Annotated in this window: 16 protein-coding genes and 1 pseudogene; 10 read left to right on the top strand and 7 right to left on the bottom strand. The window is 70.3% G+C overall.

Annotated elements, in window-relative coordinates:
- The first annotated feature begins 21 nt into the window (after positions 1-21).
- The 5 genes from ACFO6V_RS00315 (at position 22) to ACFO6V_RS00295 (ending at position 5,497) form a co-directional block, all read left to right on the top strand.
- A complete protein-coding gene (locus ACFO6V_RS00315; RefSeq protein WP_377130970.1) occupies positions 22-1,026 on the top strand; it encodes a LacI family DNA-binding transcriptional regulator in 1,005 nt (334 codons plus the stop codon).
- Between the two features lie 113 nt (positions 1,027-1,139).
- The gene (locus ACFO6V_RS00310; protein WP_377132111.1) at positions 1,140-1,814 is read left to right on the top strand and encodes a response regulator transcription factor; all 675 of its coding nucleotides are present in this window, start codon (positions 1,140-1,142) and stop codon (positions 1,812-1,814) included.
- The gene (locus tag ACFO6V_RS00305; protein WP_377130968.1) at positions 1,811-3,271 is read left to right on the top strand and encodes a HAMP domain-containing sensor histidine kinase; all 1,461 of its coding nucleotides are present in this window, start codon (positions 1,811-1,813) and stop codon (positions 3,269-3,271) included. Before ACFO6V_RS00310 ends, ACFO6V_RS00305 begins: the two co-directional genes overlap by 4 nt.
- A gap of 49 nt (positions 3,272-3,320) precedes the next feature.
- Positions 3,321-4,559, top strand: coding sequence for a monooxygenase (locus ACFO6V_RS00300; protein WP_377130966.1), 1,239 nt, complete (start codon positions 3,321-3,323; stop codon positions 4,557-4,559).
- Complete coding sequence (locus tag ACFO6V_RS00295) at positions 4,556-5,497, top strand: Rieske 2Fe-2S domain-containing protein (protein ID WP_377130964.1); 942 nt, start codon at positions 4,556-4,558, stop codon at positions 5,495-5,497. Before ACFO6V_RS00300 ends, ACFO6V_RS00295 begins: the two co-directional genes overlap by 4 nt.
- Positions 5,498-5,586: 89 nt before the next feature.
- On the opposite strand, the gene ACFO6V_RS00290 is transcribed toward ACFO6V_RS00295, so the two are convergent.
- The gene (locus ACFO6V_RS00290) at positions 5,587-6,252 is read right to left on the bottom strand and encodes a response regulator (protein ID WP_377130962.1); all 666 of its coding nucleotides are present in this window, start codon (positions 6,250-6,252) and stop codon (positions 5,587-5,589) included.
- Positions 6,253-6,405: 153 nt separating this feature from the next.
- Between ACFO6V_RS00290 and ACFO6V_RS00285 the strand changes: the two genes are divergently transcribed.
- The 3 genes from ACFO6V_RS00285 (at position 6,406) to ACFO6V_RS00275 (ending at position 9,210) form a co-directional block, all read left to right on the top strand.
- The gene (locus ACFO6V_RS00285) at positions 6,406-7,359 is read left to right on the top strand and encodes a zinc-binding dehydrogenase (protein WP_377130960.1); all 954 of its coding nucleotides are present in this window, start codon (positions 6,406-6,408) and stop codon (positions 7,357-7,359) included.
- A gap of 235 nt (positions 7,360-7,594) precedes the next feature.
- A complete protein-coding gene (locus ACFO6V_RS00280; RefSeq protein ID WP_377130957.1) occupies positions 7,595-8,512 on the top strand; it encodes an FAD-dependent monooxygenase in 918 nt (305 codons plus the stop codon).
- A 59-nt stretch (positions 8,513-8,571) separates the two neighbouring features.
- Positions 8,572-9,210, top strand: coding sequence for a TetR/AcrR family transcriptional regulator C-terminal domain-containing protein (locus ACFO6V_RS00275; protein ID WP_377130954.1), 639 nt, complete (start codon positions 8,572-8,574; stop codon positions 9,208-9,210).
- On the opposite strand, the pseudogene ACFO6V_RS00270 reads toward ACFO6V_RS00275, so the two are convergent.
- The 4 genes and pseudogenes from ACFO6V_RS00270 to ACFO6V_RS00255 all read right to left on the bottom strand — a co-directional run bounded on the left by ACFO6V_RS00270 (position 9,113) and on the right by ACFO6V_RS00255 (position 13,424).
- Positions 9,113-10,257: pseudogene (locus ACFO6V_RS00270) on the bottom strand (alpha-L-fucosidase). The gene ACFO6V_RS00275 and the pseudogene ACFO6V_RS00270 overlap by 98 nt on opposite strands.
- Positions 10,258-10,355: 98 nt before the next feature.
- Positions 10,356-11,225, bottom strand: a complete 870-nt coding sequence (locus tag ACFO6V_RS00265; RefSeq protein ID WP_377130952.1) for a carbohydrate ABC transporter permease — start codon at positions 11,223-11,225, stop codon at positions 10,356-10,358.
- Positions 11,218-12,156 carry a carbohydrate ABC transporter permease gene (locus ACFO6V_RS00260; RefSeq protein ID WP_377130949.1) on the bottom strand — a complete coding sequence of 313 codons (939 nt, stop codon included), beginning with the start codon at positions 12,154-12,156 and terminating at the stop codon, positions 11,218-11,220. Before ACFO6V_RS00260 ends, ACFO6V_RS00265 begins: the two co-directional genes overlap by 8 nt.
- Complete coding sequence (locus ACFO6V_RS00255; RefSeq protein WP_377130947.1) at positions 12,153-13,424, bottom strand: ABC transporter substrate-binding protein; 1,272 nt, start codon at positions 13,422-13,424, stop codon at positions 12,153-12,155. Before ACFO6V_RS00255 ends, ACFO6V_RS00260 begins: the two co-directional genes overlap by 4 nt.
- Positions 13,425-13,620: 196 nt before the next feature.
- On the opposite strand from ACFO6V_RS00255, the gene ACFO6V_RS00250 reads away from it, so the two are divergent.
- Together ACFO6V_RS00250 and ACFO6V_RS00245 are read left to right on the top strand one after the other, a co-directional pair.
- Positions 13,621-14,661 (top strand): LacI family DNA-binding transcriptional regulator, encoded by a 1,041-nt coding sequence (locus ACFO6V_RS00250; protein ID WP_377130945.1) that lies wholly within the window; start codon positions 13,621-13,623, stop codon positions 14,659-14,661.
- A gap of 130 nt (positions 14,662-14,791) precedes the next feature.
- A complete protein-coding gene (locus ACFO6V_RS00245) occupies positions 14,792-16,183 on the top strand; it encodes a hypothetical protein (RefSeq protein WP_377130943.1) in 1,392 nt (463 codons plus the stop codon).
- Between the two features lie 201 nt (positions 16,184-16,384).
- Here the strand turns inward: ACFO6V_RS00245 and ACFO6V_RS00240 are convergent, their stop codons facing one another.
- Positions 16,385-16,741 carry a VOC family protein gene (locus tag ACFO6V_RS00240; protein WP_377130941.1) on the bottom strand — a complete coding sequence of 119 codons (357 nt, stop codon included), beginning with the start codon at positions 16,739-16,741 and terminating at the stop codon, positions 16,385-16,387.
- A gap of 71 nt (positions 16,742-16,812) precedes the next feature.
- Positions 16,813-17,748: an RNA polymerase sigma-70 factor gene (locus tag ACFO6V_RS00235; RefSeq protein WP_377130939.1), complete on the bottom strand. Its 936-nt coding sequence runs from the start codon at positions 17,746-17,748 to the stop codon at positions 16,813-16,815.
- Between the last annotated feature and the right edge of the window lie 174 nt (positions 17,749-17,922).

Genomic DNA, 17,922 nt, shown 5'->3' with positions numbered 1-17,922 from the left:
ACGATGATTAGGGTGGGCCGGATGGCGACACAGAAGGATATTGCGCGCGTCGCGGGCGTTTCGCCGTCGACCGTCGCTGCCGTTCTCAACGGCACCAAGCACACGCGCATGGGTGAGGCGACTCGCGCCCGTGTCGAGGCCGCGATCGCCGAGCTGGGCTACATACCCAACACCGCCGCCCGCGCCCTTCGCCGTCAACAGGCCGGCACCATCGCGGTCGTCGTGGAGAACCTCGAGAACCCGGTGTACCAGGAGCTGTTCCGCGGCATCTACGAAGCTGCCGAGGAGCGTGGCCTGGCGGTGGTGGTGGGTGACACGATGTGGATGCGGTCCGGCAGCCCCTTCCTTGCGCGGCTCCTGGGCCAAGGGCTCGTCGATGCCATCGTGCTGCGGCACGGCGGCCTGATGGACGAGGAGGTGCTGGGCGTGCTGCGCTCCCGTCCGACCCCGGTCATGCTCGTGGAGTACCAGTCGGACGACCACGATCCGTGGGTCTCCGTGGACGATGTCGCCGCGGGACGCGCGGCCACCGGCCACCTCATCGAGGCCGGGCACACCGAGGTCGCCTTCGTCGGAGGCTTCGACACCCAGCCCGCGAACCCGCGGCATCAGGGCTACCTGAGCGCGATGCAGCAGGCGCACCTGGAACCGCGCCCCCCGCTGTTCACCGGCTTCGGCGCTCAGGCCGGCGCAACCGGGCTGGCGATGCTCCGCGCGGGCGAATCCATGCCGACGGCGATCGTGGTGAACAACGTGATGTCGGCGGTCGGCCTGCTCGGGGCTGCGGCCGACGCGGGCATCGCGGTACCCGAGCAGCTCTCGGTGGTAGGAATTCATGACGCCGAGGTCGCTGAGCTGGTCCGACCGCGACTGACCACGGTCCGGCTGCCGATGCGAGCACTAGGGGTGAGGGCGGTGGAGCAGGTCTCGGCCCTGCTCGCCGGCGCCCCCACGCAGCTCGGCGTCATCAGCGATCCGCCGCCGCAGGTCGTCGCCCGTGGGAGTGTCCTGCCGCCCGCTCGCTGACTTGTGCGGCAAACCGACCGACCCTGAGCGGCGACGTTTAATCCTGGTCTCAGGTTGATCGGAGACACTGAGCGGCACAAGCCACGACTGGAGAGGCGGCCGGCGTGCGGATCATGATCGCGGACGACGAGGCGGCCATCCGCGAGTCGCTGGAGCGGGTGCTCCAGGTCGAGGGTTACGACACCAATACCGTCGCCAACGGACTCGCCGTGCTCGACGGGGTCCGTGGCGACGCGCCGGACCTGCTGATCCTCGACGTGATGATGCCCCGCCTCGGCGGGTTGGAGACGTGCCGGCGGTTGCGGGCGGCGGGCCAGGATCTGCCGGTGCTGATGCTGACCGCCCGGGACCAGGTCTTCGACCGGGTCGCGGGGCTGGACGCGGGCGCCGACGACTACCTGCCCAAGCCGTTCGCCACCGAGGAGCTGCTGGCGCGGGTGCGGGCCCTGCTGCGCCGCCGCGCGCCGGGCGGCGACGAGTCGCAGATCCTCGTCTTCGCCGACGTCCGGGTCGATCCCGACAGGTTCGAGGCGTGGCGAGGCGAGCGGCCGCTCCGCCTGACCCGCACCGAGTTCTCCCTGCTCCAGGTCCTCGTGCGCAACGCGACCAGGGTGCTGACCCGGGACGCGCTGTTCGAGGCGATCTGGGGATTCGACATGAGCGTCACCGCCAACAACCTCCAGGTGTACGTGAGCTATCTGCGCCGCAAGCTCGAGGCCGAGGGCGAGCCGCGGTTGATCTACACGCTGCGCGGCTTGGGGTACACGCTGCGGGAGACTCCTCCGTGAGCAGGACCGCCGGCCGGGGCTCGCGCCGGCTGACCCGTTGGTGGCGCCTGCGGTCCCTGCGGACCAGGCTGACGGTGATCGCGGCGACGGCCATCGCGGTCTGCGTGTTCCTGGCCTTCCAGGTAGCCAGCCAGCTGCTCGAATCGGAGCTGCAGGACGCCGCGGAGGACCAGCTGCGCGCCGACTCCCGCGTCCTGGCGACGGACGCGGAACGCGCCGGACTGGCGCAGGTCCGGCTACCGCCGTATCCCGGATCCGGCCGGCTGGTGCGGGTCGTCCTGCCCGACGGCTCGACCCGGACGCCGGACGGCCAGCCCGCGCTGCCCCCGGTCAGCGACCACGCCGGGCGGGTGGCTCGGGGCGCGTCGACCGACCTGATGGAGTCGGGCGACATCGACGACGGCGGCTACCTCGTCTACACGCTGCGGGCGGGCGGCGGCGCGGTCCAGGTGGCCCGCGCCGCCGACGACGGCCCGGTCAACCAGTTCGGGCTGGGCATGCTGCTGATCGGGCTGCTCTGCGTGGTCGGCGGCGCCCTCGTCGGGCGGGCCGTGGCGCGGACCGGGCTGGCACCGATCGACCGGCTGACCGCCGCAGCGGTCCGGGTCGCGCACACCCGGGATCTCGACGCCGACATCCCGGACGAGGGCGGTGGGGAGATCCGGCGGCTGATCCAGTCGATCAACGACATGCTCGCCGCGCTCCGGGACTCCCGCCAGGCCCAGCGGCTGCTCGCCGAGGACGCCGCCCACGAGCTCAGGACCCCGCTCACCAGCCTGCGCCTCAACGTCGAGCTCCTGATCCGGCTCGATCGCCGCGGCACCCTGGACAGCGCACTGCCGGCGGCAAGCCGGACCCGGCTGCTCGACGATCTCGGCGCCCAGGTGGCCGAGCTGAGCACCCTTGCAGCCGAGCTGACCGACCTGGCGCGCGGTGACGTCAGCGACGAGAGCACCGAGGTGCTCGACCTCGCCGACGTCGTGGGGGCCGCCGCGACCCGGGCGCGTTCCCGGGTGCCCGACATCGAGGTAGCGCTCGACGTGACCTCCGTGTGGGTGAGCGGGCGTCCCGCCGGCCTCCAACGGGCGGTGCTCAACCTCATCGACAACGCCGGCAAGTGGTCTCCCCCGGACCAGCCGGTCCAGGTCCGGCTCCGCGCCGAGGGCGCGTCGGCGGTACTCGAGGTCGACGACGCCGGGCCGGGCATCGACGCCGACGACGTGCCGCGGGTGTTCGACCGGTTCTACCGTGCCGACAGCGCCCGGGCGTTGCCGGGGTCGGGTCTGGGGCTGTCGATCGTGCAGCGGGTCGTCGACGCCCACGGCGGCCGGGTCACCGTCGCCCGGTCCGCGCGCGGTGGCGCGCTGCTTCGGGTGGAGCTTCCGGCTGCGGGTTCACCAGCCCCGGACGACGCTCCGGCGAGACGTACCGTGGTACCACCCGTCTCCCAGAAGTGACGACCGCGGTACGACGAAACAGGACATGATCCTGCCTAGCGTTCAGGCCATGACAAAACCTGAGAGTCCACTGCGGAAATTCGGAGCGGCCGCCATCGCGCTGGCGACGGTGCTGGCTGTCGCGGCCTGCGGGCCGCCCACAGACAACGCCGCCGACGACGGTGCGACGCCCACCGCAGCCGGCTCGCACGGCGCGCACGCGGGCGCGTCGTCGGCTCCACCGCAGCCGCTGCGCGACGGCGAGCGGTTCGTCGACCTGACGATGACCGAGGCCTACACGCCCGCGCCGCCCGAGGGCGCCGTGGACGAGTACCGGTGCCAGGTGCTCGACCCGGGCCTGACCGAGAAGGCCTTCCTGACCGGGACGCAGGTCATGCCGGAGAACGTCGCCATCGCGCACCACGGCATCGTGTACGCGGTGCAGCCGGGCGACGCCGCGGCGGTGCGCGAGCACGACGCGAAGACTCCCGGCCCCGGGTGGCAGTGTTTCGGCGGGACCGGCGTGGAGGGCGCCGACGTGGAGGACGACGACGAGGAGAGCACCGACCCGGGCGCGGCGTGGGTCGACACCTGGGCGCCGGGCGCGGCGGAGACGCTGCTCGACCAGGACGCAGGCTTCACGCTGGAGCCGGGCAGCCTGATCGTCTTCCAGATGCACTACAACCTGCTCGCGACCGACGGCAAGGCGGCCGGGTCGGACCGCTCGGCGGTGCGGCTGCGGCTGACGGACGGCACACCGCGGACCCGGGAGCTCGAGACGTGGTCGCTCGGCGCGCCCACCGACCTGCCCTGCACCGCCGACGAGTCGGGTCCGCTCTGTGACCGGGCGGCCTCGATCGCCGACGTGACGAAGCGCTTCGGGTCAGAGGTCGGCGAGTTCGCGGACGAGCAGGTGGAGGAGTGCAACGAGGGCGGCGTGCCGAAGCCCGGTGACACCCAGACCTGCGACCACGAGGTGGAGGAGCCGGTGACGGTGTTCGCCGGTTTCGGCCACATGCACATGCTCGGGCGGTCGATCAGGGTCGAGCTCAACCCGGGCACGCCGAAGGCCCAGATCCTGCTGGACGTGCCGCAGTTCGACTTCGACAACCAGCGGATGGAGAAGCTGCCGTCGCCGGTGGAGGTCGATCCCGGGGACACGCTGCGGGTGACGTGCACGCACGACGCGGGCCTGCGCAAGCAGATGCCGCAGCTGAGCAAGCTGCCGCCGCGCTACGTGGTGTGGGGCGACGGCACCGGCGACGAGATGTGCATCGGCATCATGACGGTCTCCCCCCGCACGTCATGACCGGGATCCCGGCTGATGCGCCACCACGGATACCGGTCTGGGCGCTCCTGCCGCTCCGCGTCTTCCTCGGCGGCACGTTCCTCTACGCGGGCCTCTCCAAGCTTCTCGACGCCAACTACCTGGACCACGCCTCACCCCTCGGGGTGCAGGCTCAGATGCTGCACGCCGCGGCGACCTCGCCGATCGGCCCGCTGGTGTCGTTCGCGGCCGAGCAACCAACCGTCACCGGCCTTGCCATCGCCCTCGGCGAGGTCGCCGTCGGGCTGGGTACCCTGCTCGGGCTGTTCACCCGGATCGCCGCACTCGGCGGGTATCTCCTCGCACTGAGCTTCTTCCTCACCGTCAGCTGGACGACCCACCCGTACTACGTCGGCGCCGACATCGTCTTCGCGGCCGCCTGGACCCCGCTGCTGATCGCCGGCGACGCGGGCCTGTTCTCCACGACGACCCTCCTGCGCGGCGCGATACGCAGTCGCCGGCCGAACCCCGCCCCCGAGCAAGGGACCGGTGCCGAACGACGCACCGTGCTCCGGGGCGGCCTGATCGCCGCCGCGACCGCTACCCTCGGCGCCGCCGTCGTCGCCCTGACCCGGCGCACCACCACCGACCCGAGACCCGGCCGGCCAACTGCCTCAGGAACGAGCTCCCCGACAGTGATCGCTGAGGTCGCTGCCGTCGCCGTCGGTTCGTCCACGAGCTTCACCACACCGGACGGGTCCGCCGCCTACCTGTTGCGGCCCTCGACCGACACGTTCCTGGCATACCTGGCCGCCTGCACGCACCAAGGCTGCCCCGTCACGCCCGCGGACTCCGGCTTCAGCTGCCCGTGTCACGGCTCCGCCTTCGACGGCAACGGCCAGGTCACCGCAGGGCCGGCGACGAAACCCCTGGTCAAGGTGCCGGTGCACGTCATCGACGGGCAGGTCACCACCGCATAGCCGGACCCAGCCCGGCCGCACCGATCCGCCCGGAGCGGTGCGGCCGGGAACCACGGTCACGCCCCCGGACGGACGCGCGAGCCGAAGCGCTAGACCGGCCGGGTGAGCCTCAGGTCGTAGGCGAGGATGACGGCCTGGACCCGGTCCCGTGCGCCGATCTTGGCGAGGACCCGACCGACGTGGGTCTTCACCGTCGACTCCGACAGCGTGAACCGGCGCGCGATCTCGCCGTTGGTGAGGCCCTGGCCGATGGCGACGAGGATCTCGCGCTCGCGGCCGGTCAGGAACTTCAGCCGGGGATCCTCCCGCGCGGGCACGCCGAGGTCGTCGCCGAGCTGGTCGGCGAACTCGTCGAGCAGCCGCCGGGTCAGTGCCGGCGCGATCACCGCGTCCCCCGCGGCGACGGCCCGGATGCCGGCGAGCAGCTCCTCCGGGCGGGTGTCCCGCAGCAGGAAACCTTTCGCCCCGGCCCGCAGCGCGGCGAGCGCGTACCGGTCCACGTCGAACGTCGTCAGCACCAGGATCCGCGAGCGCCCACCCGCTGCGACGATGCGCCGGGTGGCCTCGATCCCGTCGACGCCCGGTATGCGGACGTCCATCAGCACCACGTCGGGATGCAGCTCGGTGGTCCACCGGACGGCCTCGGCGCCGTTCTCGGCCTCGCCGACGAGCTTGGTGTCGGGGCTGCTCTCCAGCAGCGCCCGGAAGCCGAAGCGCTGCAGCGGCTGGGCGTCCGCCACGAGCACAGAGATCATGCCTCACTTCTTACCGAGCGAACCTGAGACGACCGTGAGGACGGCGCTGACCCGAGGGGCGGGCCGATGACTCCACGACCCGGCCAGGGTTGACAACTTAACAACGTTCGAGAAGACTGGGCCGCATCAATGAACTTAGTTAAGGAGATCCCGATGCGCGCTGCAGTCGTCACCGCCCCCGATGCGTCACCCACCTGCGGTGAGCTCCCCGAGCCGCTCGCCCCGCCCGGCCAGGAGCCGCTGCACCTTGTCGGAGCCGGCCTGCACAACATCGTTCGCGGCCTGACCACCGGACAGCACTACGGCCGCGGGCAGATGACCTATCCGCTGGTGCCCGGCATCGACGCGGTCGCGCGCACCAGCGACGGGCGCCTGGTCTACACCGGCTACGCGCGGCCGCCCTTCGGAACCATGGCCGAGCGGCTGGTCGCTCCGTTCCAGGTGGAGGTCCCGGAGGGGGCAGATCCGCTCGCGATCGCCGCGGGCATGAACCCCGGCCTGTCGGGCTGGATGGTCCTCACCGCGCGGCGCAAGGAGGTGGGGGCGCTGGGCACCGTGCTGGTGCTGGGCGCCACGGGAAGCTCGGGCAGCCTCGCCACCCAGGGGGCACTGGCACTCGGGGCGGAGCGGGTCATCGCCGCCGGACGCGACCCGGAGGCGCTGGAGCGGCTGCGCGCCGTAGGAGCGACCACCGTCTCGCTGGCCCACTCCGACGACCTGACGAAGGCCCTGGCCGATGCCATGTCCGGGACGTCACCCGACCTCGTGCTGGACTACGTCTGGGGGCCCGTCGCCGAGGCCACGTTCGCCGTGCTGGGACGCAGCGGCGAGGGCACCGAGGCAGACACGGCATACGTGCAGATCGGGTCGCTCGCCGGCCTGGAGGCGTCACTGCCCGCGGACCTGCTGCGCAGCCGGAGGATCCGGATCACCGGGAGCGGCGTCGGTTCGCGGTCCGCCGAGGAGATGCTCGCCGAGGCGCCCGAGGTCATGGCCCGCTTCGCGGACGGTTCCCTGCAGCTGCCCTACACCGCCTTCCCGCTGAGCCGGGTCGGCGAGGCGTGGGCGCACAACGGCCGGAGCCGCGCCGTCGTCGTCCCGGACTGAGCCGTCGCTCCGACAGACATGTTCCAGCTGAGCGTGACCGGACAGGAGAGAGCCATGCGGAAGAGAGCGCTTGTGGTGGGGCTCGGGATCGCGGGGATGTCCGCGGCGATCGGGCTGCGACGTGCGGGATGGACGCCGGTGATCGTCGGGCGGCCGGGCGGGAACTCGTGGTCCGTGGACCGTCGGGGCCGGCGGAAGCCCGCTCTGGGACTGCTGGACGCACCCAGCGGGAGCGGTGCTGCGCAGCGACATCGAGGCCGCGCTGTGGCAGAGCATCAGCGGCGACGAGATCGAGGACTCCGTCGAGGTTCGGTTCGCGACCACCCCGGTCGAGATCACCGAGGGCGCCGATGAGGTGCGGGTCCTGCTCGAGGACGCCGGCACCAGGAAGCAGTACCGCGAGGACTTCGACCTCGTGGTCGGCGCGGACGGGATGCGCTCGACCATGCGCCGGATGATGTTCGGCCCGGACGAGGACTACATGGTGAACTGGAAGTCGATGATCTGCGCCTTCCAGCTCAAGGAGCAGGTGCCGTCGTACCAGGAGAGCGACAGCATCATCGTCGCGCGCCCCCGGCGTGCGATGTGGGTGTTCGGCCTCGACGACCACGCGCCCTGCGCCTGGCTGACCTACCGCACCGAGGACATCCCGGACCGGTTCGCCGGGCCGTCGATCGAGCAGGTGCGCGCGGTCTTCGCCGGGATGGAGGACGAGCCCGTGGTGCGCCACGTCCTGGACTCCCTGGAACAGGCCCCTGAGCACGTGTTCGACTCGATACACCAGGTGAAGATGCCCCGCTGGAGCGCCGGGCGCGTCGTGCTGATGGGGGACGCCGCCTGGTGCATGAACACCTACTCGGCCATGGGCTCCTCGTCCTCCCTGCGCGGCGGCGCCGCACTGGGCGTGGCGCTGCGGGAGAACCCTGACGACCTCGCCGCCGCACTGAGCTCCTGGGAGAAGGGACTGCGTCCCTACATCACCAGGCAGCAGCGGTCCGCACGGATAAAGCAACAGCGGTTCGTCCCGTCCAACCGTGCGGTCGACGTGCTGCGTTCGGTCGTCCTGGAAGCGATCCGCAAGATCGTCCACCGCCGCATGACAGCCCGGTTCGCCGCCTCTGCGGACCCAGTCCCGTCCCTGCCGGCACGGTGACAGCGACGCCGGCACAGGGCTCCGCACATGCATCTCTGAACACCGTTAAGGTGGACACCATGACCAAGGGCATCACCCGGGAACTGATCGTGACGGCAGCGCTGGAGCTCCTCGACGACCAGGGCATCGACGGCCTCACCGTCCGAGCACTCGCCTCCCGGCTGGACGTCCGCGCTCCTGCCCTCTACTGGCACGTGCGCAACAAGCAGGAGCTGCTCGACGAGATGGCCACCGAGGTCATGCGTCGCGTGACCGCCGCCTTCGCCGCGGTCCAGCCCGGCGCCGGCTGGCACGACGACCTCACCGCCTACGCCCGCGTCCTGCGTGCGGAGTACCTGCGCCATCGCGACGGGGCCCGCGTCTTCAGCGGCACCCGGATCACGGAGCCGGACGTGGTCCGCATGAAGGAGCCGCTGTTCGAACGCTGGACCGCATCGGGCTGGAAGCCAGCCGATGCCGACGACGCCGTCGACGTGGTCACTGCCTTCGTCGTCGGCTTCGTCATCGAGGAGCAGGAACGACGCCAGGCCGCCGAGACCGATCCGACGCGCTACTCCGCCGCTCAGCGCGACGCCTGGCTGGGCGAGGGCGCGTCACTGGTCAAGGAGGCCGGGCACCTCCAGGATGACGGCGACCAGCGGTTCGAACGACACCTCGACATCGTCCTGGCAGGGCTCGCCGCCCGACTCGGCGGCTGAGCGGCCTACCGGCCCCTGCGCACCACGGGCTGGAACCGTAGATCGCCTCGCCGTGCACGGCCAGCCAGTCGCCGACCGCCTCCAGCAACGCGGCCTCCTCCTCGGGGATGGTCCCGTCGGGGCGTGGACCGACGTTCAGCAGCAGGTTCCCGTTCTTCGCGACCACGTCGACGAGCTCCTGGACGAGCTCGGAGGCGTCCTTGTAGTCGTGCCCCTCCACCCAGCTCCACGACGTCCGCGACACCGACGTGTCGTTCTGCCAGACGTCAGGCCGGATGCCGCCCATCGTGCCGCGCTCGATGTCCAGCACCGCGGAACCCGGCCGGAACGAGTCCCACTTGTAGTTGATGACGACTCCACGCCCCCACTCCGCCGCCCGGTTGTAGTAGTACGCGGCGAGTCTGCGGATGTAGGGCTCGAACGACGGCTCCTCGATCCCGGTGTCGAAGTAGAGGATCTGCGGCCGGTAGGAGTCGATGATCTCGACAGTGCGCAGCAGCCAGTCCTCCAGGAACCGCTCCGTGGGGTTCATCTCCTTGCGCAGCGCGGGACCGTACAGGTCGGCGTAGGCGGGATCGCGGACGTCGGAGTCGAGCTCCGCTCCCCCGTTCATGAAGAACCAGTGCTCCGCCCGGTGGGTCGACGCGCCGGCAACCAGCCAGGCCTGGTCGACCGCCGCCAGGAGGTCTCCCAGCACGTCGCGCTCCGGTCCCACCTCGCGACCGGCACCACGAACTGCGCGCCCGCGCGCTTGAACAGCGCGACCCACTCCTGCGGGTCGAAGCGCTCCATACGGAAGTGCGGGAGGAAGTCCTTGTAGCCGAAGCGGTCGTGCCGTCCGTACGTCGCCACGTGGTGCTCGAACGCGGGCGTGCCGCGCCGGTACATCGTGCGGGGGTACCACTCGTTGCCGAACGCCGGCACCGAGAAGGCTCCCCAGTGCAGGAAGATGCCGAACTTGGCGTCGCGATACCACTGCGGAGCGCGATAGCGGGACAGCGATTCCCAGGTGGCGTCGTACGGCCCGGCCGCGATGACGGCATCCACCGTCGCGAGCGCGGGGCGGTTGTCCGACACATCGACGGGTGCCGACAGGGTCGATGGATCGAGGGGTTCGAGGTTCACGTCTCTCCGTCTCTCAGGGCTCAACGGCCGCCGAAGGCGCCCGCGCCGATCGCGGCCACCAGCTGTCTCTGGGCGACGGCGACCACGATCACGACGGGAGCGATCGTCATCACGCACGCCGCCATCAGCAGCTCCCACTGCGTTCCGGTCTGGGTCGTGAACCCGGCGATCCCGATGGGGATCGTCCACTTCTCGGAGCTGTTGAGGATGATCAGCGGCCACAGGAAGCTGTTCCAGCTGCCCAGGAAGGTGAAGATCGCCGTCACCGACAGGGCCGGTCGCACCAGCGGAACGATGACGCTGACGAGGATGCGCCAGGTGGACGCCCCGTCGAGCCGGGCTGCCTCCTCCAGCTCCGCCGGGATCTGGAGCATGAACTGCCGGAGCAGAAACGCCCCGAAAGCCCCGAAGAGGCCAGGGATGATCAGCGCGAACCAGGTGTCAACGAGCCTGGCCTGGTCGAAACCGAGGAACAGGGGCACGACGGCGACCTCGCTCGGCAGCGTCAATGTGATGACGAACAGCACGAAGATCGCGCTCCGGCCGGGGAAGCGCAGTCGCGCGAACGCGAACGCCGTGAGGGTCGCGACGACCAGGGTGAGCACGGTCGAGATCGCGGCTACGACCAGGCTGTTCAGGAGCAGGCGCCCGAAGTCGACCTCGGTCCACGCATCCGAGAAGTTGGACCAGAGGACTTTCGAGCCGATGAAGCTGATCTGCGCCGCGAACACCTCGTTCGCCGGCTTCAGCGCGGTGAAGAAGGTCCAGATCAGCGGGAACGAGAACACGAGTGCGAACAGCCACGCGACCGTCGTGTTGGCGGCGAACCCGACGGTGCGCCACCGGTGACGCCAGCTCGGTCCCGGCTTCCGCAGACTTTGCTCAGTCATAGTGGACCCACCTCCTCTGTCCCCACAGCTGGAACAGCGTGAAGATTGCGATGATCACGAAGAGCACGGTGGCGATGGCTGACGCATAGCCGAGCTGGTTGTTCGTGAAGGCGGTCTGATAGAGGTACAGCATGATCGTCATCGTGCTGTTGCCCGGGCCCCCGCCCGTGATCACGTAGACCTGGGCGAAGGTCTGCCAGGCGCCTATCACGGTCAGCACGGTGGTGAAGAACAGGGCGGGGCTGACCAGCGGCAGCGTGATCGAGACCAGACGGCGGTACCGGCCGGCGCCGTCGATCCGTGATGCCGCGATGACGTCGGGACTGATCGAGTCGAGGCCCGCGCCGAGCACGATCATGTTGTAGCCGAACGACTGCCAGACCGACACGCCTATCACGACGGCCAGCGCCCAGTTGCCGTCGCTGAACCAGGGGATCGGCCCCAGCCCGATCGCCGCCAGAGCCTGGTTGACGACGCCGTCCTGCTGGAAGAGCAACCGGAAGACCGCGGCGTTCGCCACCAAGGGTGACAAGGCCGGGATCAGGAAGATCACACGGAGCCAGTTGCGGCCTGCGATACGGGTCTTCAGCCACATCGCCATCGCCATCGAGAGCGCGATGTTCGCCGGGACGTACACGAGCACGAAGACCGCCGTCACCATGACGCTGTTGAGGAACTGCGGGTCGCGCAGCAGCCGGACGTAGTTCTGCGCGCCCGTGAACTGGGTGCCTCCCAGGAGGGTCGAGTCCGAGAATCCGAGGATCAGTGAGGCGACCTGCGGTAGGACGATGAACACCACGAGCCCGATGAGGCCGGGGAGGACGAAGGCCCATCCCACCCAGCGGGGACCCTGGAGGGACCGGCGGCGGAGCCGGCCGACCGACCCGGCGGCGACCTCTTCCTTCGCACGGTCCAGACGCACGAACGTCATTGCGCGAGGCCAGCCTTCACCTGCTGCAGCACCTCGTCGACCGTGCTCTTACCGGAGAAGGCGTCGACCTCGTACTGCGTCAGGAGCGTGTCGAGCTCGGCCTGGTTGGGCGGCACGGGCGAGGGCGTCGCATCGCCGGTCATCTGCTCGATGACCGAGGCGAACTCCGGCGATCCGGCATTGGCGGACCAGGCGTCCAGCGCGTCGAGCCGCGCCGGCACGGAGGCCTGCGACGTGGTGACGAACTCGAGTCCGCTCTTGCTCGTCATTGCCTCGATGGCCTCGAATGCCTTCTGCTTGTCGCCGCAGGTCTTCGTGATGGCGAAGCCCGATCCGCCGATGAAACCCTTGGAGGCGCCGCTCTTGCTCGGAATGACCGCGATGCCGACGTTGTCCTTGCCGAGAGACTCCTGCGCGTGCTGCAGATCCCACAGCCCCTGCATCTCCATCGCCGCCTGGCCGGTGTTGAATGCGTCGATGTCGGGGAAGGTCCCGCCCGCGGCCGCCTCGAGCGGCTTCGCGACCTCGTACTTGTTGGACAGGTCGACGAGCAGCTGCAGCGCGTCGTGGAAGTTCGGGTCGTCGATCAGCGGACCGTTCTCGTCCGCCCAGGGGTGGCCATCGGCCGCCATGAGGGTGGCGATGGGATTCGACGCCTGTGGAATCGCGAAGCCGTACACGCCGTCCTTCGTGGTCGCCTTCGCCGCCGCGATGAAGTCGTCGGTCGTCCAGTTGTTGGTGGGTTCGGCCACACCGGCGTCCTTGAACATCTTCTTGTTGTAGAGGATCACGGTGGGCCCGGCGTTGAACGGGAGGGAGTAGAGCTTGCCGTCGACGCTGAGCTGCTCGAGCATCGCCGAGCTGTACGCCGACAGGTCGAGGTTGTTCTCCTTCGCCAGGTCGTCCAGCGGCTCCAGCCCCTCCACGTACTGGTTCACCCGGCCGTTCTGGAACGTGACCAGGCAGGGCGCGTTGCTGCTCCTCATCACCGTGGGCAACTTGGTGTAGTAGTCGCCGATCGGCGGCCCGGAGAAGCTCACCTTCATCTCCGGGTCGGCGTGCACTCCCCCGGCGATGTAGTCGCTCCACTGCTGCTCATCGGCCTCGCCGCCGATCCACGTGTACATCTCGAGCGTCTCGCCGTCGAGGCCCGAGGTTCCACCGCCGTCCGCTGAGCATGCGGCGAGACCGAGGGCGAGCACCCCCACGAGCGCGACCGAGACGCCGACGCGTCCACGGCTCCTCATGCTCTTCAACCGTGACTTCATCGAACTCCTCCTCGAGTCGGGCGAAACGTGTACAGCTACACACAACGGCCACTCTGCCGAAATAGTTTCGCAACTTGTGCTGCGCGTTGAGACTATAGGAGGCCCACTGGCCGTGCAAGGGTCCGGTCTCGGTCGGGAATAGTCAGGTATCGTGCGGGCATAGCCACGAAATTATTTCGAACCGGAAGAGGCGCACATGGCTGATCGCTCAACGACCCGGCGGACAACCCTGGCGGATGTCGCGGCTGCCACCGGGGTATCGACGGCCACCGTCTCCAAGGTGCTCAACGGGCGTGACGACGTCGGAGGCGCGACCCGCGAGCGCGTGCTCGACGCCGTCGCCGCGCTCAACTACCGGCCGACGACCTCGCACGTACCGACGGCAACCCGACGTGCCATCGCCGTCGTGTACGACATCCCCGCGTCTCCCTACATCCTCGGCGTCCTGCAAGGGGTACTGACGGAGACGTCGGACGGGCAGCTGGACCTGCTCACCCGGCTCGCCCCCGATCGCGCGGCACGGACACAGCGGACGGTGGCCCGCGCGTGGGTCGCCGAGCAGCACGCCGCCGGCGTCACGGGGATCGTCGGGCTCACGCTGGCCAGACCGGGGGCGCTGATCGAGGCGGCGGCCGATGCCGGCATCCCGTTCGTCATGGTCGACCCTGTCGACACCAACCACCGAGGCATGGTCAGCGTCAGCTCGTCCAACTGGACCGGTGCACGCACCGCCGCGGCCCACCTCATCGCGCTCGGCCACCGACGCATCGGCTGGATCGGTGGACCAGAGCTCTCCGAGGCCGCACGCGACCGCTTCTACGGCTTCACCGCGGCGCTGGACGCCGCAGGAATCGAGGTCGACCCCGAGCTGGTCCGCGCCGACGAGTTCGACGTCGCCACAGGCGCCAGGCACGCGCACGACCTCCTGTCGGCACAGGACCCACCGACCGCGATCATGGCAGCCGACGACGAGCTCGCCGTCGGTGTGCTGGCAGCCGCGCACGAGCTCGGGATCCGGGTGCCCGACGACCTGAGCGTCACCGGCTTCGACGACACGCCCCAGGCGTCCTGGACGACACCGCCCTTGACCACCATCCACCAGGACCTCGACGGCATGGGACGGATGGCGGTCCAGGCCATCATCGCGATGTCGACCGGCAAGCCGCCGACGTCACGCCATGTCGAGCTGGCCACCTCGCTGACCGTCCGCGACAGCACGAGCACAGCCCGGCGCTGATCGAGCCGCTCGCCGGGACGGTGCTGTACAGCAGGACCGCGCGGGGTCGAACCGCAAGAGCAGGCCCGCACGGCACACATGACAGGTGGAGGGACCGCCCCGGCCCTCACGTTCAGCACGGAGGACCACGATGAGCACGAACGAGAACGGCGACCCCGGCGCGCAGGCCGGCCTGAGCGCAGCCAGCCGCACCGACGCCGGGACGCCGGTGCCCACCGACGAGCTCGCCGCGCGGCGTGCCCGGCGTCGGACCGGATGGATCGCCGCGACCGCCGCGGTGGCCCTCGTCGCCGTCGGGAGCGGCGGGTACCTGGCGGGCGCCGTGGGAGCCAGCGGCCCCGACGGCGTGGGCGAGAGCACGGCCGAGGCGCCGATCACGCTGGAAGCCCCGGCCGGTGCGGCGGAAACGCTGCTCGGCACCGATTCGGCGGCCGGGCCGGTGCCCGGACCGACGGCGGCGACGGACAGGGTTATGGCGGCCGAGAGTGCCGACAAGATGTCGTCGTACCCGTACGGCTTCTCGGGCCGCACGGTTTTCCACGCGGGTACGGGCCTGTCGACGTCGGGCTCGGAGGCCGAGGCGTTCGGCCTCGACCCCGCCGGGGTCCTGTCGGCCGAGACGGCGCGCCGTGTGGGCGACGCGCTCGGTGCCTCCGGGAAGCCGCGCCAGGAGGGTGGTTCCTGGGTGGTCGGCCCGGCCGACGGCAGCGGCCCGACGGTCCACGTCTACGTGGACGGCTCGGGGAGCTTCGACTTCTACGACCCGGCGCAGGACCCGTGGTCCTGCCCGCTCCCGGACAAGGGCGAGCCGGGCACGACGGACGAGGGAGGTACGAAGGACGAGGAAGGCACGACGGACGAGGGAGGCGCCGACAGCTCGGAGATCCTCCCGGCCCCGGACTGCCCGACCGTCACGCCCGACGCGGCCCCGGCCACGGGCGAGGCCGTCGCGGCACTGCGGGAGGTGATGGACCGCCTCGGCGTCGACCCCGCGGGCTTCGAGCTGGAGGCGAGCGAGTCGCACGAGGACGACCCGTGGCGCTACGTCACGGCGTCGCAGGTGGTCGAGGGGCAGCGCACGGGGCTGTCGTGGAGCGCGTCGGTGTCGGCGTCCGGCATCGCGAACCTGTACGGATTCCTCGCGGAGACGATCTCGCTCGGCCAGTACCCGGTGGTGAGCGAGGCCGAGGCCGTGGAGCGCCTGGGTGACCCGCGGTTCGGCACCTCGGGCGGCATGATCGCGCAGGCGGCGGACGCCCGCGCCGCACAGGAGGGTGACACGGCCAGCAGCGACATGATGCCCGCCCCGAACCCGACGGTGCCCCCGACTCCGACCCCGGGCGCCCAGATCGCCTGGCCGGTGACCGACGTGACGATCACGTCGGGCCGGCTCGGTGTGGCGCAGCAGTACATGCCGGACGGCGCGGTGCTGCTGCTCCCGGCCTACGAGCTCCGCGACGCCGACGGCAACGTCTGGCCGGTCCTTGCGGTCGCCGAGGAGGTCCTCGACTTCACGCCCTGATCAGAGCGCCGCGGGTGAGGGAGGGGTCTGGTCCGGACGTCCGGACCAGGGGCTTCCCTCACCCGCTGTGTCGTCCCGGGTGGCGTCCTACACGACGCGGCACGGACGCCGGCGCCCCCTCCAGCCCAGCGATCTGGCCCAAGAATTCAGCGACTTCTGGGCCAGATCACTGGGCCGAAGAGGACTCTTGAGCACCCCCGGTCAGGACGGGTTGCCGCCCAGCCCGATCTCGTTGCCCTCGGGGTCGCGGTAGATCACCTTGCGGACCCCGTCATAGGTCTCGAGGTCACTCGGCTCGATGCCGCGGGCGGAGATCGCCGCGACCCGGGCGTCGAGGTCGCCCACGAACAGGGTGTGCGTCGCATTGCCCGCACGCTCCGGTCGCTCCTCGAGCACGATCCAGCGGTGCGGTGCGACCTCCCACACCGCCTCGGTCGGCGTCGCCTTGAACGACGGCGGCATCCCGAGAAAGGACTCCCACCACGGATACGCGGCCGCGTAGTCGGCCACGCAGCTCGCCGCGAACAGTTCGACACCATCGGAGAGGAATTCACTCATGCCGGTTCAGACGCCCCTGCCCCCCGGAAGTCATCGGTCCAGTGCCTTGATCAAGGGCGGCTGCTGACGGATCAATTCAGCGTGAGTGGAGTCTCCGATGCGATGCGCGTCAGCTTCTGCGGGTTGCGGACGTAGTAGAGGCCGGTGATGCGGGCGTCCTCGATACGCACCGCAATCACGCCGTCGATCTCGCCGTCCACGTAGAGAAGGAGGGCCGGGTTGCCGTTGACCATGGTGAGCTCGCTGCTGAGCGTGACCTGGGCCTTGCCGAGGCCGTTGACGATCATGCGGGCTACGTTGTCGGCGCCGGTGATCGGCCGCGGCGCGGCCTGCTTGACTCCGCCGCCGTCGCTCATCAGAACGACCTCAGGGGCGAGTACATCGAGAAGGCCCTGCAGGTCCCTGGTCTCGAGCACGCGCTGGAACGACTCCAGAGCCTCCCGGGTCTGGGTCGGGGAGACCGTCTGGCGCGGGCGGCGGGCGTCGACGTGCGTGCGAGCCCGGTGCGCGATCTGGCGGACATTCGCCGGGGTCTTGCCGACGGCGGCCGCGATCTCGTCGTATTCCACGTCGAAGACCTCGCGCAGGACGAAGACGGCGCGCTCGGTGGGCGACAGCGTCTCCAGGACGAGCATGAGCGCCATCGACACGCTCTCGGCAAGCTCGACGTCCTCGGCCACATCCGGCGCGGTGAGCAGCGGCTCGGGCAGCCAGGGGCCGACATACGCCTCCTTGCGGCGCTTCATCGTGCGCAGCCGGTCCAGCGAACGCCGGGTGGCGATCCGGACCAGGTAGGCGCGGTGGTCGCGTACCTGGCCAAGATCGACCTTGACCCATCGCAGCCAGGTCTCCTGCAGGGCGTCCTCGGCGTCGGCCGCGGAGCCGAGCATCTCGTAGGCGACGGTGAACAGCAGGTTGCGGTGGGCGAGGAACGCTTCAGTTGCCTGTTCCATCTGGCCGCCGGCCGGCGGCTCGGTGCCCGTCGTGACGTCCCTGCGCTCGTTCATGCCTGGCTCCTGCCTGTTCGTCGGCAACATTCCTGCTCCGTGCACAAGGCGCCGGCGGTCCCCGCTGCGTGACACCCGTGATCGGTGAGCCACGTCACATGACCGCACTGTCACAGATCTCGGGGCTCCGACGCCACATGGTCGTCAGGACGTCGTGCGAACGACATGCCACCA

This window comes from Promicromonospora alba (assembly GCF_042654905.1).
GTDB classification, from domain to species: domain Bacteria; phylum Actinomycetota; class Actinomycetes; order Actinomycetales; family Cellulomonadaceae; genus Promicromonospora; species Promicromonospora alba.
The sequence above is the reverse complement of the archived record's forward strand: the minus strand, read 5'-3'. Positions and strand labels throughout refer to the sequence as shown.